The 16,040-nt window shown below is 36.6% G+C and carries 13 protein-coding genes; 11 read left to right on the top strand and 2 right to left on the bottom strand.

Annotation, left to right across the window (positions count from 1 at the left end):
• Positions 1-7: 7 nt before the first annotated feature.
• The 4 genes from R2Q59_RS10715 (at position 8) to R2Q59_RS10730 (ending at position 6,261) form a co-directional block, all read left to right on the top strand.
• Positions 8-1,345 carry a glucoamylase family protein gene (locus R2Q59_RS10715; RefSeq protein ID WP_316785501.1) on the top strand — a complete coding sequence of 446 codons (1,338 nt, stop codon included), beginning with the start codon at positions 8-10 and terminating at the stop codon, positions 1,343-1,345.
• Position 1,346: 1 nt separating this feature from the next.
• The gene (locus tag R2Q59_RS10720; protein WP_316785502.1) at positions 1,347-3,104 is read left to right on the top strand and encodes a family 43 glycosylhydrolase; all 1,758 of its coding nucleotides are present in this window, start codon (positions 1,347-1,349) and stop codon (positions 3,102-3,104) included.
• Positions 3,105-3,120: 16 nt separating this feature from the next.
• Positions 3,121-5,421 (top strand): beta-glucosidase BglX, encoded by a 2,301-nt coding sequence (gene bglX, locus R2Q59_RS10725; protein WP_316785503.1) that lies wholly within the window; start codon positions 3,121-3,123, stop codon positions 5,419-5,421.
• A gap of 63 nt (positions 5,422-5,484) precedes the next feature.
• On the top strand, positions 5,485-6,261 hold the full coding sequence (locus R2Q59_RS10730) for a prolyl oligopeptidase family serine peptidase (protein WP_316785504.1): 777 nt from the start codon (positions 5,485-5,487) through the stop codon (positions 6,259-6,261).
• Between the two features lie 365 nt (positions 6,262-6,626).
• On the opposite strand, the gene R2Q59_RS10735 is transcribed toward R2Q59_RS10730, so the two are convergent.
• Entirely contained in the window at positions 6,627-7,355 is a 729-nt protein-coding gene (locus R2Q59_RS10735; protein ID WP_316768747.1) for a YebC/PmpR family DNA-binding transcriptional regulator, read from the bottom strand.
• Positions 7,356-7,429: 74 nt separating this feature from the next.
• A complete protein-coding gene (locus R2Q59_RS10740) occupies positions 7,430-8,374 on the bottom strand; it encodes an NAD-dependent epimerase/dehydratase family protein (protein ID WP_316768750.1) in 945 nt (314 codons plus the stop codon).
• A 249-nt stretch (positions 8,375-8,623) separates the two neighbouring features.
• Between R2Q59_RS10740 and R2Q59_RS10745 the strand changes: the two genes are divergently transcribed.
• From R2Q59_RS10745 to R2Q59_RS10775, 7 genes are all read left to right on the top strand, one after another.
• Positions 8,624-9,304, top strand: a complete 681-nt coding sequence (locus tag R2Q59_RS10745; RefSeq protein WP_316768752.1) for a gluconate 2-dehydrogenase subunit 3 family protein — start codon at positions 8,624-8,626, stop codon at positions 9,302-9,304.
• Positions 9,305-9,322: 18 nt separating this feature from the next.
• A complete protein-coding gene (locus tag R2Q59_RS10750) occupies positions 9,323-11,023 on the top strand; it encodes a GMC family oxidoreductase (RefSeq protein ID WP_316768755.1) in 1,701 nt (566 codons plus the stop codon).
• Positions 11,024-11,107: 84 nt separating this feature from the next.
• A complete protein-coding gene (locus R2Q59_RS10755) occupies positions 11,108-12,262 on the top strand; it encodes a Gfo/Idh/MocA family oxidoreductase (RefSeq protein ID WP_316785505.1) in 1,155 nt (384 codons plus the stop codon).
• A gap of 3 nt (positions 12,263-12,265) precedes the next feature.
• A complete protein-coding gene (locus R2Q59_RS10760) occupies positions 12,266-13,318 on the top strand; it encodes a sugar phosphate isomerase/epimerase (RefSeq protein ID WP_316768761.1) in 1,053 nt (350 codons plus the stop codon).
• Between the two features lie 13 nt (positions 13,319-13,331).
• Positions 13,332-13,718 carry a c-type cytochrome gene (locus tag R2Q59_RS10765; protein WP_316785506.1) on the top strand — a complete coding sequence of 129 codons (387 nt, stop codon included), beginning with the start codon at positions 13,332-13,334 and terminating at the stop codon, positions 13,716-13,718.
• 24 nt (positions 13,719-13,742) lie between these two features.
• Positions 13,743-15,203, top strand: a complete 1,461-nt coding sequence (locus tag R2Q59_RS10770; protein ID WP_316768763.1) for a Gfo/Idh/MocA family oxidoreductase — start codon at positions 13,743-13,745, stop codon at positions 15,201-15,203.
• Between the two features lie 20 nt (positions 15,204-15,223).
• Positions 15,224-15,913 (top strand): DUF1080 domain-containing protein, encoded by a 690-nt coding sequence (locus R2Q59_RS10775; protein ID WP_316785507.1) that lies wholly within the window; start codon positions 15,224-15,226, stop codon positions 15,911-15,913.
• The last annotated feature ends 127 nt before the right edge of the window (positions 15,914-16,040 follow it).

Genomic DNA, 16,040 nt, shown 5'->3' on the forward strand with positions numbered 1-16,040 from the left:
CACACTAATGAAATTTATATCTATACTTTCACTTTTCATTATTTTGAGTAGCTGCAGTTCACAACGCAAAGCCGTTGTGGCTTCGCAAAAAAAATTAACTGATGACGAATTACTCAACTTGGTTCAAAAACAAACCTACAAGTATTTTTATGAAGGTGCCGAACCTGTTTCAGGACTATCTAGAGAGCGCTATCATAGCGATAATGTTTACCCTCAAAATGATAAGGATATTATTGCAACTGGAGCAAGTGGTTTTGGCATAATGGGAACTATTGTGGCTATCGAACGTGAATTTATTACCAAAAAACAAGGACTTGAGCACTTAAAAAAGGGTTTAGATTTTTTAGCAAAAGCGGACAGATTTCATGGGGCTTGGCCACATTGGATGTTACCAAGTGGTAAACCAAAACCCTTTGGAAAAAATGATGATGCAGGAGATTTGGTTGAAACTTCTTTTCTTGCCCAAGCTTTGATTTGTGTACGACAATATTATGCAAATGGTAGTGCAGAAGAAAAAGAATTAGCTAAAAAAGCTGATGAACTTTGGAAAGGAATTGATTGGAATTTTTACAGGCAAAATAACAAAAATGTTTTATACTGGCATTGGTCGCCTGTTTCTGGCTGGAAAATGAATTTCGCCATTACGGGTTATAACGAATGTTTAATTACTTATGTTTTGGCTGCCTGTTCTCCTACCTATGGTGTTCCTGCAGAGGTTTACCATGAAGGTTGGGCTAAAAGTGGCGCAATGAATACTAGTTTTTCTATGTATGGTCATCCTATTAAATTAAAACACAATGTTGTTGGCCAAAGCGTTGGACCACTTTTTTGGGCCCATTATTCTTACCTAGCTTTAAACCCTAAAGGATTAAAAGATAAGTATGCCAATTACTGGGAAGAAAATAAAAATCATTCTTTAATTAATTACGACTATGCTATTGCTAATCCCAAAAAATATAAGGGATATGGTGCAAATTCATGGGGTTTAACAGCTAGCTACTCCGTAAAAGGTTATGCTGCTCATATGCCTGACGAAGATTTTGGAGTAATTAGTCCGACAGCAGCACTTTCTTCTTACCCCTATACACCTAAAGAAAGTATGCAAGTGATCAGAAATTTATATGAAAATATGGCCGACAAAGTGTGGGGGGAGTTTGGGTTTTATGATGCTTACAGTGAAACAGATAACTGGTTTCCAAAGCGCTATATAGGTATCGATCAAGGACCGATTGTGGTGATGATAGAAAACGGACGAACAGGTTTAATATGGGATTTGTTTATGAGTGCCCCAGAAATTAAAACTGGGTTAAAAAAGCTAGGTTTCGAAAGTCCAAAAATAAACTAAGATGTATTTCAATATCTGTAAACGTATTAGCATTGCATTACTGCTCGTTTTAAGCAGTCTTATTACTATTGCTCAGCAAAAGACATACTGCAATCCAATTAATGTAGATTATGGTTATACGCCATTTCCATCGTTTACAGAATGGGGTAAACATAGAGCAACTGCTGACCCAGTAATTGTAAATTATAAAGGAGACTTTTATCTATTTAGTACCAACCAATGGGGATACTGGCATAGCTCAGATATGCTGAATTGGAAATTTGAAGAACGTAAATTTCTTCGTCCATGGAATAAAACCCTCGATGAATTATGCGCCCCTGCAGTAGGTATAATTGGCGATACCATGGTGGTAATGGGCAGCACTTATACCAAAAATTTTACTTTATGGGGAAGCACAGATCCAAAAGGCAATAAATGGTTTCCCTTAGTAGATTCACTTGAAATTGGAGGCTGGGATCCCGCTTTTTTTACGGATGATGATGGTAAGTTTTATATGTATAATGGCAGTAGTAATAACTATCCTGTTTATGGTGTAGAATTAGATAGAAAAACATTTAAACCTATCGGAACTCGAACGCCCATGTATTTACTGCAAGATTGGCGCTATGGTTGGCAACGTTTTGGCGAATACATGGATAATACTTTTCTAGATCCGTTTATTGAAGGCGCTTGGATGACCAAACACAATGGCAAGTATTATTTTCAATATGGCGCACCTGGCACTGAGTTTAGTGGCTATGCTGATGGCGTGGTGGTAGGGAACAAACCATTGTTTGACGGAATAGTAGCTACCCCGCAATCTGACCCTTTAAGTTATAAGCCAGGAGGATTTTCTCGTGGCGCTGGCCATGGGTCTACATTTCAAGATAACAGTCAAAATTATTGGCACATCTCCACAAGTATAATTTGTGTAAAAAACACTTGGGAAAGAAGGATGGGCATTTGGCCAACTGGCTTTGATAACGACGATGTAATGTGGACCAATACCGCTTTCGGAGATTATCCTCTTTATTTGCCATCTGAAAGAAAAAAGGATGGCCCGATAGGCCCTGGATGGATGTTAATTAATTATAAAAAACCAGTCACAGTTTCGTCTACATTAGGCAGTTTCAACGCCAATAATATTGTAGATGAGAGTATTAAAACCTATTGGAGCGCCAAAACAGCTGACAAAGGAGAATGGATACAAACCGATTTAGGAAGTCTAGCAACTGTTAATGCAATTCAAATCAATTATGCTGATCAAGATGCCATTTTTTTAGGCAAACAAACTACCATTTATCATCAATATCAGCTCTATTCATCCATTGATGGTAAAAAATGGCGCTTATTAATTGATAAAAGCAAAAACAAGACAGATGTACCACATGACTATATCGAACTGGAAAAGCCAATTAAGACGCGTTTCATAAAAATGGTAAACGTTCATATGCCAAGTGGAAAATTTGCTATTAGTGGCTTGAGGGTTTTCGGAAAAGGTAATGGTGAGAAACCTGATGCTGTAAAAAATCTTATCGTTTTACGCACAGAGAAAGATAAACGTAGCGCTTATATAAAATGGCAGCCAGTTGATAACGCTTTTGCCTATAACTTATATTATGGTACTGCACCAGATAAACTTTACAGCTGTATAATGATTCATGACTTTAACGAATATTGGTTTAAAGCAATGGATAGTAAAAAAGCTTATTACTTTACCATTGAGGCCATAAACGAAAATGGTGTATCAGCAAAAACAGAAATTAAAAAAGTAGATTAGAATAAACACATACAAAATGAAGCAAATCAAACTCCTAATTATTTTACTAGCACTCTCCTATTCGTCAAGCTTTGCTCAACAGAAAAAAACTGTTAACCCTGCAACGCAAAAAATGGATAATTTCATTAGCAATCTAATGTCTAAAATGACAGTTGATGAAAAGATTGGCCAATTGAATCTTCCTAGTTCGGGAGATATTACAACTGGTCAGGCAAATAGTTCAGACATTAGCAAAAACATCAAAGCTGGTCAAGTTGGAGGGCTATTTAACATAAAAGGTGTAGATAGAATTAGAGACGTTCAGAAAATTGCAGTAGAAAATAGCCGTTTAAAAATTCCTTTGCTTTTTGGAATGGATGTAATTCATGGTTATAACACTGTGTTCCCTATCCCTTTGGGAATGAGCTGTACTTGGGATATGGAAGCAGTAAAAAAATCTGCAAGAATTGCGGCCATTGAAGCTAGTGCAAGTGGGATTAATTGGACTTTCTCACCTATGGTGGATATTTCTAGAGACCCACGTTGGGGCCGAATTTCTGAAGGAAGTGGGGAAGATCCTTACTTAGGATCGCAAATTGCAAAGGCAATGGTAACGGGTTATCAAGGTAGACTACAGACAAATAATGAAATTTTAGCCTGTGTTAAACATTATGCGCTTTATGGCGCAGCAGAAGCTGGAAGAGATTATAACACAGTTGACATGAGCCGTGTAAGAATGTATAACGAGTATTTGCCTCCTTATAAAGCTGCTGTTGATGCAGGCTCCGCAAGTATTATGGCTTCTTTTAATGAAGTTGAAGGAATACCCGCGACGGGTAGCAAATGGTTAATGACCGATGTTTTAAGAAACCAATGGGGTTTTAAAGGTTTTGTTGTAACTGATTATACTGGTATTCCTGAAATGATTGAACACGGAATGGGAGATTTACAAACTGTTTCTGCTTTAGCCTTAAATGCTGGTATTGATATGGATATGGTTGGAAATGGCTTTTTAGGAACACTTAAAAAATCACTAGCCGAGAAAAAAGTGACCATCTCTCAAATCAATAATGCTTGTCGCTTAATTCTAGAAGCAAAATACAAATTAGGATTATTCACAGATCCTTATAAATTTTGCGATGTTACTAGAGCAGAAAAAGAAGTTTTCACTCCAGAAAATCGTGCTGTTGCAAGGAATATAGCAGCCAAAAGTTTTGTGCTTCTAAAAAACAACAACAATGTATTACCATTAAAAAAATCAGGAACTATAGGTTTAATCGGTCCATTAGCAGAAAATACAGCTAATATGTACGGTACTTGGAGTGTTGCAGCATTACTAGATAAATCTGTAACTGTTTTACAAGGTTTAAAAAATGCTTTGGGAACAAATGCAAAAATATTAATGGCTAGAGGTTCTAACTTTCTAGCAGATTCTGCATTAGAACATCGTTATGTAAATGTTCATAACCCCACTTATAAACACGATTCACGCTCAGAAGCTGATATGATTAAGGAAGCTTTAGATGTCGCAAAAAAATCTGATGTAATTGTGGCTGTAATGGGCGAAGGTTCTGAGTTTAGTGGAGAAAGCAGTAGTGTTTCTAACATTGAAATTCCAGAGACACAAAAAAACTTACTGAAAGAATTAGCTAAAACCGGTAAACCAATAGTATTAGTTTTATTTACTGGTCGTCCATTAGCATTAAAATGGGAGCAAGAAAATATCCCAGCGATTCTAAATGTTTGGTTTCCTGGTAGCGAAGCTGGAAATGCTATTGCCGATGTTTTATTTGGAGATGTAAATCCTTCTGGAAAATTAAGCACAACATTCCCACAAAATGTAGGGCAAATCCCTCTTTATTATTCACATAAAAATACTGGTCGACCATTAGCAGAAGGAAAATGGTTCGAGAAATTTCGCTCTAATTATTTAGATGTAAGTAATGATCCATTATATCCTTTTGGTTTTGGCTTGAGTTATACAACATTTAGCTATAGCGATATAAAATTAAGTTCTAATACATTAAAACCTGGACAACAAATTACAGCCACAGTAACTTTAACCAATACTGGAAAATTTGCAGGAGAAGAAGTTGTACAAATGTATACTAGAGATTTGGTGGGTTCTATAACTAGACCAGTAAAGGAACTAAAAGGATTTTTAAAGATTGCTTTACAACCTGGCGAAAGTAAAACAGCCACATTTACCATAAGTGAAGAAACATTGAAATTTTATAACAGTAATCTTAAATTTATTGCTGAACGTGGAGACTTTAAGATATTTATTGGCACTAATTCAAGAGATGTTAAGGAAGCTAATTTTAAATTAGTTAAATAAGGCGGAAGCATAAAGATAGAAAGGTTGAAGGTCGTCTCGTCTTAAATCTAAAACATTAAAAAAATGAAAAGAACATCCCTAATTCTTACTCTTTGTTTGATAATTTCTTCGGCATTTGCTCAAGATTTATCAAAATTTAAGAAAGAGAATTTCATTCAAGAATCTGATACCTTAAAGTATCGTATTCTTTATCCTGAAAACTTTGATGCGAATAAGAACTATCCTGTATTGTTCTTTTTGCATGGCCGTGGTGAAAGCGGGAATGACAATGAAAAACAATTAACTCACGGCTCTAAAATGTTCTTATCTGATGATTTCAGAAAGAATTTTCCTTCAATTATTATCTTTCCGCAATGTGCAGAAGAAAGTTATTGGGCTAATGTAGAGATAGAAACAATTAATACTAAACGGTTTTTCACTTTTCAAAAAGATGGTGAACCCACAAAATCTATGGGGCTTTTATTAAAGTTAACAGATCAAATACTTAGTCAAACTTATGCAGATAAAAGCAGAATTTATGTGGGTGGCTTATCTATGGGCGGAATGGGAACCTTTGAGATTTTGAGGCGTAAACCAAAAACTTTTGCTGCGGCTTTTGCTATCTGTGGTGGAGATAATATTGCGAATGTAAAAAAGTACCAAAATGTTCCATTATGGATTTTCCATGGCGGATTAGATGATGTTGTTAATCCACAGCTTTCTTACAGCGTTTATAGAGAATTAAGAAAATTGGGTAACGAGCCTAAATACACTATATACCCAAAAGCAAACCATAATAGTTGGGATAGTGCTTTTGCCGAACCAGAATTATTGCCTTGGTTATTTCGTAATAAGAAATAGTTTATCACATCTCCTTCACTTACTGTCTTTGTGAGAAGAAATCATTAAACAATCTTTATCACCAATGAGAATTTGAAAAGCAAGGTTCTTATTTCTATCGGAGCCGAAAGTCCTGCCATTCACTTTACTTGCCGCTGAAGAAGCGTCTTCGTGTTCGTTCCTGTCAGGTTTAATTTACTTAAGCTAACCTAAGTAAACTAGACCCGACAAAACGTAAAGCCCGCAAGGTTGAGGAACAAGACCGAGGACTTGAAGTGATGGCGGGACTGATGTAACCGATACTCGCTGCCATTGCTCTTCAAAACATAGAAACAAAAAAGGCTTGAAGAAACAATCTCCAAGCCTTTATAATTATTATATAGTATTTATTCAGCCATATTATGATATACGGCCTGTACATCATCGTCTTCCTCTAACTTATCAATCAATTTTAAAACATCAACAGCTTGTTCTTCTGTTATAGGATGGTGAGAAAGTGCAATACGCTCTAGTTTTGAGCTTTTCAGTTCAATTCCTTTTTCTTCTAATGCTTTTTGCAAACGACCAAAATCTTCAAAAGCGCCTTGTGCTACTGCTATATCGTTTCCATCTTCATCAGCCTCAACGTATAATTCTTCTAAGCCAGCATCAATTAATTCAAATTCCAATTCTTCTAAATCCAAATTTTCCGCAGGTGCGAACCTAAAAATAGATTTACGAGAAAATATAAAATCTAGCGAACCTGTTTTACCTAACGTACCATTAGTTTTATTAAAATAACTACGCACGTTAGCAACTGTTCTATTTGTATTATCAGTAGCGGTTTCAATTAAAACAGCAACACCATGAGCAGCGTAACCTTCATAAACTATCTCTTCGTAGTTTGCCATAGATTTATCAGATGCACGCTTAATTGCAGCTTCTACCCTATCTTTTGGCATATTTACAGCTTTGGCATTTTGCATCGCACTGCGTAAACGAGAGTTAGTTTCTGGATGTGGACCAGCCTCTTTTACCGCCATTACAATATCTTTTCCAATACGCGTAAACTGTACGGCCATTTTAGCCCAACGTTTAAACTTTCTTTCTTTTCTAAATTCGAATGCTCTTCCCATTTTTTTGTAGTATTGAGTATTGAGATGTGAGATATGAGACTTTATGTCTTTCTATCTTCAAGCCCTCTACGTTATTATTTTTTTAAGTTCTTTAACATGTCTTCTGTCATTTTAGACAAGTTAAATTCTGGTTTCCACAACCAATCTTTTTGTGCCTGACTATCATCTATTGATCTTGGCCAGCTATCGGCGATCTCCTGACGAGGATCATTTGCAGCGTAAGTTAATTTAAATTCAGGAATATGTTTTCTAATTTCTGCTGCTAAAACTTCTGGCGTAAAATGAACTCCTCCAAAATTATAGCTTGATCTAATACTGATGTTTGCTGCAGGAGCGTCCATTAGTTCTATTGTACCACGAATGGCATCATCCATATACATCATTGGTAGCTCTGTTGTTGCCGATAAAAACGAAGCGTAGCTCCCCTTTTTTAATGCTTCATGGAAAATATGAATTGCATAATCTGTTGTTCCTCCCCCTGGGGCAGCCTTCCAACTAATTAATCCAGGATACCTGATACTTCTTACATCTAAATTGTATTTCTGATGATAATACTCACACCAGCGTTCCCCTGCTAGTTTACTGATCCCATAAACTGTATTAGGATCCATTGTACAATATTGTGGTGTATGGTCTTTTGGAGAATTTGGGCCAAAAACTGCTATTGAACTTGGCCAATAGACTTTAGCCGTTTTATAAATCAAAGCTAAGTCTAAAACGTTCAATAAACCATTCATATTTAAATCCCAAGCCAATTTAGGGTTTTGCTCACCAGTGGCAGATAACAAAGCAGCCAATAAATAAACTTGAGAGGGTTTATACTTTTGAAAAATGTCTTTTAAAATTTCTTTATCAAGAACATTAACAAATTCAAACGGACCAGCATTTTTAGTTTCGTAATCAGGTCTGCGGATATCACAAGCTACAACGTTATCATTACCATAAGCTTTTCGCAAAGCGGTTACTAACTCAGTTCCAATTTGTCCGTTGGAACCTAAAACTAATATTTTTTCGTTCATACAATATGGGTAAGCAGCAAAGGTAAAAAAATCTATAAATCTGCTTATAGGTAAAACGTTTTATTAATGTAAACTAATTTTTACAAAAGGCTTTATTTAGCTTTAAAATGGCTAGAAAGTGTAATTTGTACACTCAATTGAATAAGGTTTGTATAAATTACTTTTTTAGTTTCGTTATGTTAGGATATTTTACCTAATTTAATTGCTCCAAAGGAGTTCCTTTGGATTACCAAAACATAACCAAATCTTATGGACAGAAGAGAAGCCGTAAAAAGTGTTGCTTTTTTGATTGGCGGAGCATTATCGGCCACTACAATTGCCACTTTATTCGATAGCTGTAATACTCCAGGTAAAAACAGTGATAATTTATTTACTGCAGACCAAGAGAAATTAGTTACAGAAATTGCCGACATCATTATCCCTACCACAGCGAAATCTCCAGGTGCTAAAGCTGCAAATGTAGGCCCTTTTATTACCATGATGGTAAAAGAATGTTATCCTGAAGATGCTCAAAAAGCATTTGTAAAAGGTCTTGAAGACATTGAAGAAAGGTCTAACAAAGACTTTGGCAAATCATTCTTAGAAATTTCAGTTAAAGAGCGCCAAGAATTAATTACGAAAGTTCGTGATGAAACTATTGCTGCTCAGAAAGCCGAAAAAGATAAAAGTGATGAAAATAAGGCTGGTGAAAAAACAGTAAAAGATGAAAATAAAGAAATCAAACCTGAAATAGAAAAACCAGGTAATCCAATGGCTGTAAAAGAAAAACCAAAAACAGCTCCTCAATTTTTCGCGATAGCTAGAGATTTAACAATGCTAGGTTTCTTTACCTCAGAAATTGGCGCTACACAAGCCTACGAATACATAGCTATTCCTGGCAGGTATGATGGAGACGTTAAAATGAAACCTGGTCAAAAAGTTTACTCATAAATCTTATCTCATTTTATAATGAATTTAAATATAAAAGCAACTGCACAAAACACCTATGATGCTATTGTTGTAGGGTCTGGAATTAGTGGTGGATGGGCAGCAAAAGAATTAACTGAAAAAGGATTAAAAGTTCTACTGCTTGAACGCGGTAGAAATATTGAACATATTAAGGATTATACCACAGCCATGATGAAACCATGGGAATTTAAACATCGTGGTAAATTAACCGAAGAGCAGAAAAAAACTCATCCTGTACAAAAAAGAGATTACCCATATACAGAATTTAACGAAAGTTTTTGGGTTAACGATGAAGAATGTCCTTATACTGAAATCAAAAGATTCGATTGGTATCGCGGTTTTCACGTTGGTGGAAAATCGTTAATGTGGGGTCGTCAGAGTTATCGTTTAGGCGATTTGAACTTTGAAGAAAACGCAAAGGATGGACATGGTGCTGATTGGCCAATTCGATATAAGGACATCTCCCCTTGGTATGATTATGTAGAGAAATTTGCAGGAATTAGTGGCGCAGCAGAGAACTTCCCTCATTTTATGGATGGCCAATATTTGCCACCAATGCAAATGAACATTGTAGAAAAAACTGTTAAAAAACGTGTTGAAGAGCATTACAATAGGTCTCGAATTATAACGATGGGTCGCGTAGCTAACTTAACCGTAGAACACGGCGGAAGAGGAAGTTGCCAATATAGAAATTTATGTAGTAGAGGTTGTCCTTTTGGCGCTTATTTTAGCACACAATCTTCTACAATGCCAGCCGCGGTGGCAACAGGTAATTTAACTTTAAGACCATATTCTTTGGTTAATGAAATTATCTACGACAAAGAAACTCAAAAGGCAAAAGGAGTAAGAATTATCGATTCTGAAACAATGGAACATCATGAATATTTCGCGAAAATTGTATTCGTAAACGGTTCAACATTGGGTTCAACTTTCTTATTATTAAACTCAACTTCCGCAGAACATCCAAATGGATTAGGAAATGGAAGTGGCGAGCTTGGTCATAACTTGATGGATCATCATTTCCGTTGTGGTGCAAATGGAAAAGCTGAAGGTTTTGAAGATAAATATACTTACGGTAAAAGAGCTAACGGGATTTATATTCCTCGTTACAGAAATATTGGTAATGATAAAAGGGATTATGTACGTGGTTTTGGTTTCCAAGGTTCGGCAAGCAGAGGCAATTGGCACGATGAGATTGCTGAATTAGCTTTTGGTGGCGACTTCAAAGATCTAATGAGTACCCCTGGCAACTGGACAATGGGTTTAGGTGGGTTCGGCGAAACTTTACCATTTCATAAAAACCACGTTTATATCGATAAATCTAAAAAAGATAAGTGGGGTCAACCAGTATTGGCAATTGATTGTGAATTTGGAGAAAACGAAGCAAAAATGCGAGTTGACATGATGAACGATGCTGCTGAAATGTTAGAAGCTGCTGGTTTAAAAGATGTTAAAACATTTGATAACGGTTCTGAACCAGGCATGGCTATTCACGAAATGGGAACAGCTAGAATGGGACTTGATCCTAAAACATCAGTGTTAAACAAATGGAACCAAATGCATGAGGTTAAAAATGTATTTGTAACTGATGGTTCATGCATGCCTTCTGCAGCTTGTCAAAATCCATCATTAACTTATATGGCATTAACTGCTAGAGCAGCAGATTTTGCAGTTAGCGAATTAAAAAAAGGAAACTTATAGAAAGGCATAAAGGCAAAAGCTTAAAGACTAAAGCAAACTAAATAGCTTTAGTCTTTGGTCTTTACTCTTTTAGCTCAAAAAACTATGAAAGAAAAAATAAGAATGGGTATGGTTGGCGGTGGTAAGCAGGCTTTTATTGGCGCTGTTCATCGCATGGCTGCTAACCTAGATGGTTTAATAGAACTTTGCTGTGGAGCATTTAGTTCAAATGCTGAAAATTCAATCGCATCTGGTAAAGATTTATTCCTTCCTGAGGATAGAGTTTATACCAGTTTTACTGAGATGATTTTAACAGAAAGCAAACTTCCAGCTTCTGAAAGAATGCATTTTGTAAGCATTGTAACACCAAATCATTTGCACTTTGAACCTGCAATGTTGGCTTTAGAAAATGGTTTCCACGTATTAATAGATAAGCCAATCACTTTTAGTTTAGCAGAAGCTAAAGCTCTAAAACAAAAAGCAGAAGAAACCGGATTAATGATTTGTTTAACGCACACTTATTCGGGTTACCCGATGGTAAAACAGGCTAAACAAATGGTTGCCAATGGCGATTTAGGAAAAATAAGAAAAGTAGTTGTAGAATATCCTCAAGGTTGGTTAAGCAATCCTGCACCAAGTGATAATAAGCAAGCTGCTTGGCGAGCAGATCCAGCAAAAAGTGGGATTAGTGGTTGCATGGCAGATGTTGGCACTCACGCTGCTCATTTAGCTGAATATATTTCTGGTTTGCAAATCACTAAAATTTGTGCGGATTTAAATATTCTAGTTGAAGGTAGATTATTAGATGATGATGGTAACGTGCTATTGAGATTTAATAATGGAGCCAATGGCGTTTTATTTGCATCGCAAATAGCAGCTGGTGAGGAAAATGCAATTAAGATTTATGTTTATGGGGAAAAGGGTGGCTTAGAATGGCATCAAATGGAGCCGAATACATTAACCGTAAAATGGTTAGACCAGCCTATGCAAGTTTATAGAACTGGCAATGGCTACAATTCTGATATTGCTAAATATAATACAAGAACGCCTTCTGGTCACCCAGAGGGATATTTAGAAGCTTTCGCTAATATTTATAAAAACTTCGCACAAACTATATCTGCCTTACAAAGTGGAGAAAAGCCAAGCCCAGAAATGTTAGATTTTCCTGGTGCTGATGATGGTGTAAGAGGAATGGCATTTATAGAAAACGTAGTTGCTTCAAGTAAGTCAGATCAAAAATGGTTCGATTTTAAAATTTAACAAATGACAACAATACAAGGACCAGCAGTATTTTTAGCCCAGTTTATTGGAGATGAAGCCCCATTTAATTCATTAGATGGAATTTGTAAATGGGCAGCAGGCTTAGGCTTTAAGGGCATACAAATGCCAACTTTAGATAAAAGATTTATAGACCTAAAATTAGCAGCAGAAAGTAAAACTTATGCTGATGAATTAACTGCAAAAGTAGCATCTTATGGCTTGGTAATTACCGAACTTTCTACGCATTTGCAGGGTCAACTAGTTGCGGTAAATCCTGCTTATGATTCTTTATTTGATGCTTTTGCAGCTGACGAGGTAAAAAACAATCCAAAAGCTAGAACAGAATGGGCTGTGCAACAGATGAAATATGCGGCTAAAGCTTCTCAAAATTTAGGATTAAAAGCCCATGCTACTTTTAGTGGCTCTTTATTATGGCATACTTTTCATCCTTGGCCGCAAAGACCAGATGGATTGGTTGATGAGGGATTTACAGAATTAGCAAAACGTTGGACTCCCATTTTAGATGAATTTGATAACTGCGGTGTTGATGTTTGTTATGAGATTCATCCAGGAGAAGATTTATTTGATGGAGAAACTTACGAAATGTTTTTAGAAAAGGTAAATCATCACCCAAGAGCTTGTTTGCTTTATGACCCATCTCACTTTGTGTTACAACAATTAGATTATATTCAATACATCGATTTTTATCATGAGCGTATTAAAGCTTTCCATGTTAAGGATGCAGAATTTAATCCGACAGGAAAACAAGGGACTTTCGGCGGTTACCAAAGCTGGGCAAACCGTGCTGGTAGATACCGTTCGCCTGGAGATGGACAAGTAGATTTTAAACGCATTTTTAGTAAACTAACGCAGTACGATTATAAAGGTTGGGCTGTAATGGAATGGGAATGTTGTATAAAAGATTCTGAAACTGGCGCAAGAGAAGGTGCCGAATTTATTAAAAATCACATTATCCCTGTAACTACAAAAGCATTTGATGATTTTGCATCAGCTGGAGGGGATTCAAATTTTAACAAAACTATTTTAGGCATATAATACACACAAACAAATGAAAAAAACACTTTTATTTTTAAGCGGACTTACTTTATTTTTAGCTGCCTGTGGAGGTTCTTCAGATTCTTCAGATTCAAGTTCAGCAAGTACTCCACCACCTGCGGCTTCATCGTCTTCAACGGCTATGGAACCAGGGGAATTATTAATCGTAAAATCAGACTGCGTTGGTTGTCACCACAAAGAAAATAAATTGATTGGTCCAGCTTACCAAGAGATTGCTGCAAAGTACCCATCTAATGATGAAAATATTGCACTTTTAGCAAGCAAGATCATAAAAGGCGGAAAAGGTGTTTGGGGAGCAGTACCAATGACACCTCATACAAAAATAACTGAAGACGAAGCAAAAACGATGGTTAAATATATTCTTTCACTAAAAAAATAACATTCAACCCTAAAATCTAACCAAATGGATAATGTAAAAAAAGAAACGGAAGCGAGTAAAAGTAGACGTAATTTTATTAAAACGACTGCAGTTGCATCAGCTGGATTTATGATTGTACCACGCCATGTTTTAGGTGGAACAGGATTCGTAGCTCCAAGCGATAGATTGATTATTGCAAGTGTTGGTGTTGGCGGTAAAGGTAAAAGCGATGTTGCCATGTTTGATAAAAGTGGCAAAGCAGACATTGGATTTCTTTGTGATGTAGATACGCGTAGAGCAGCGGATAGTGTAAAAGCTTTCCCAAAAGCTAAATTTTATAAAGATTGGCGGGAAATGTATGAAAAGGAAAGCAAAAATTTTGATGCTGTTTCTGTTTCAACACCAGACCATAACCACGCTGTACAAGCCATGGCCGCCATGCAATTAGGCAAGCATGTATATGTTCAAAAGCCTTTAGCACATGATATTTTCGAAGCAAGAGCATTAACCGCAGCAGCCAAAAAATATAATGTAGTTACCCAAATGGGAAATCAAGGTGCATCTAACAATGGCCCTCGCCAGATGAAAGAGTGGTATGACGCAGGTTTAATTGGTGATGTGCATACCGTTTATGCGTTTACCGATAGACCAGTTTGGCCACAAGGTATTCCATGGTCGGCAAATAAAGCAGACATTCCAAAGGAATTAGATTGGGATTTATGGTTAGGAACTGCTCCTTACAAAGAATTTGTAGACAAATTAGTTCCATTTAACTGGCGTGGGTGGTGGGATTACGGAACAGGCGCACTTGGAGATATGGGTTGCCACTTGTTAGAAGCGCCATTTAGCGTATTGGGCTTAAAATATGCAACCGAAGTACAAGCAAGTGTTGGCTCTGTTTATGTCGATGAATTTAAACGAGGTTATTTCCCAGACAGTTGCCCTCCTTCTAGCCACGTAACTTTAAAATTCCCTAAAACTGCAAAAACAAAAGGCGATGTAACCGTACATTGGATGGATGGTGGTGTGCAGCCAGCAAGACCAGAAGAATTGGGGGCAAATGAAACATTTGGAGATGGTGGTAATGCTACTTTGTTTATTGGTACAAAAGGCAAAATGATGGCTGGTACTTATGGACTAAACCCTCGTTTATTGCCAACTTCTAAAACTGCAGAAATAAAGGTAAAAGAGAAATTTGCTCGTGTTAAGGATGAAGCAAATGGACATTACGCACAATGGGTAGAGGCTTGTATTGCTGGCCCTGGCAAAAAAGAGTTAAGTTCTCCTTTTGAAATTGCTGGCCCACTAACAGAGTGTTTACTAATGGCTAACTTGGCTATCCGTGGAGCTGATATTCAACGTAAAGACGCTAACGGAAAAATCACTTATCCTGGAAGATATTCTAAATTACTTTGGGATAACGACCAAATGAAGGTAACCAACTTTGAAGATGTAAACCAATTTGTAAAAAGAGAGTACCGTAAAGGTTGGACCTTAGGATCATAATATTAAATTTAAAAGAGAACATGAAACAATACATATTTGCAGTAATAGCAATAGTTGCAATGGGCTGTAGCTCTACTGCCCAAACGAAAAAGAAGGGATTTGTAAAATTATTTGACGGAAAAACCACAACAGGTTGGCATAGTTATAATAAAACTGGTGTTGGATCAGCTTGGGAAGTAGCTGATGGTGCATTACATATGAACCCTGCTAAAAAAGGTGCAGCTGGTGGTGGCGATTTAGTGACTGATAAAGAATATTCAAACTACCATTTAAAATATGACTGGAAAGTTGCCCCAGGAGCAAATAGTGGTGTTATTTTTTATGTTCATGAGGATAAAAAATATGGCCAAACTTACCTTACCGGACCAGAGATGCAAGTAATCGACAATGATGGCCATAAGGATGGAAAAATCATTAAGCACAGAGCTGGTGACTTGTACGACATATTAAAAAGTACATCTGAGCCAGTTAAACCTGTTGGACAATGGAATAAAGCCGAGATTTTATCTGACAATGGAAAATTAACCTTCAAATTAAATGGAGTTACGATTGTAGAAACTACGATGTGGGATGACAATTGGAAAGCTTTAATTGCTGGTAGCAAATTTAAAACCTGGGAAGGTTTTGGCACATACAAAACTGGCAAAATAGCTTTGCAAGATCACGGCGATGAAGTTTGGTACAAAAATATTAGCATTAAAGAACTATAATAAAGGTAGATAGTAGAAAGGTTTAGGGTGGAACGCTCAACCTTACCTATTTTCTACAAACTCAAATAAACCACAAGCCTTAAAGTCCTCCCTTCTGGGGAGGATTTAGGTGGGGCTTTAAAACCAA

Source organism: Pedobacter frigiditerrae, from assembly GCF_032678705.1.
Lineage (GTDB): Bacteria > Bacteroidota > Bacteroidia > Sphingobacteriales > Sphingobacteriaceae > Pedobacter > Pedobacter frigiditerrae_A.

Coding starts and splice junctions, on each gene's coding strand:
- R2Q59_RS10715 (WP_316785501.1), top strand. CDS start 8: ATGAAATTTATATCTATACTTTCACTTTTCATTATTTTGAGTAGCTGC.
- R2Q59_RS10720 (WP_316785502.1), top strand. CDS start 1,347: ATGTATTTCAATATCTGTAAACGTATTAGCATTGCATTACTGCTCGTT.
- bglX (WP_316785503.1), top strand. CDS start 3,121: ATGAAGCAAATCAAACTCCTAATTATTTTACTAGCACTCTCCTATTCG.
- R2Q59_RS10730 (WP_316785504.1), top strand. CDS start 5,485: ATGAAAAGAACATCCCTAATTCTTACTCTTTGTTTGATAATTTCTTCG.
- R2Q59_RS10735 (WP_316768747.1), bottom strand. CDS start 7,355: ATGGGAAGAGCATTCGAATTTAGAAAAGAAAGAAAGTTTAAACGTTGG.
- R2Q59_RS10740 (WP_316768750.1), bottom strand. CDS start 8,374: ATGAACGAAAAAATATTAGTTTTAGGTTCCAACGGACAAATTGGAACT.
- R2Q59_RS10745 (WP_316768752.1), top strand. CDS start 8,624: ATGGACAGAAGAGAAGCCGTAAAAAGTGTTGCTTTTTTGATTGGCGGA.
- R2Q59_RS10750 (WP_316768755.1), top strand. CDS start 9,323: ATGAATTTAAATATAAAAGCAACTGCACAAAACACCTATGATGCTATT.
- R2Q59_RS10755 (WP_316785505.1), top strand. CDS start 11,108: ATGAAAGAAAAAATAAGAATGGGTATGGTTGGCGGTGGTAAGCAGGCT.
- R2Q59_RS10760 (WP_316768761.1), top strand. CDS start 12,266: ATGACAACAATACAAGGACCAGCAGTATTTTTAGCCCAGTTTATTGGA.
- R2Q59_RS10765 (WP_316785506.1), top strand. CDS start 13,332: ATGAAAAAAACACTTTTATTTTTAAGCGGACTTACTTTATTTTTAGCT.
- R2Q59_RS10770 (WP_316768763.1), top strand. CDS start 13,743: ATGGATAATGTAAAAAAAGAAACGGAAGCGAGTAAAAGTAGACGTAAT.
- R2Q59_RS10775 (WP_316785507.1), top strand. CDS start 15,224: ATGAAACAATACATATTTGCAGTAATAGCAATAGTTGCAATGGGCTGT.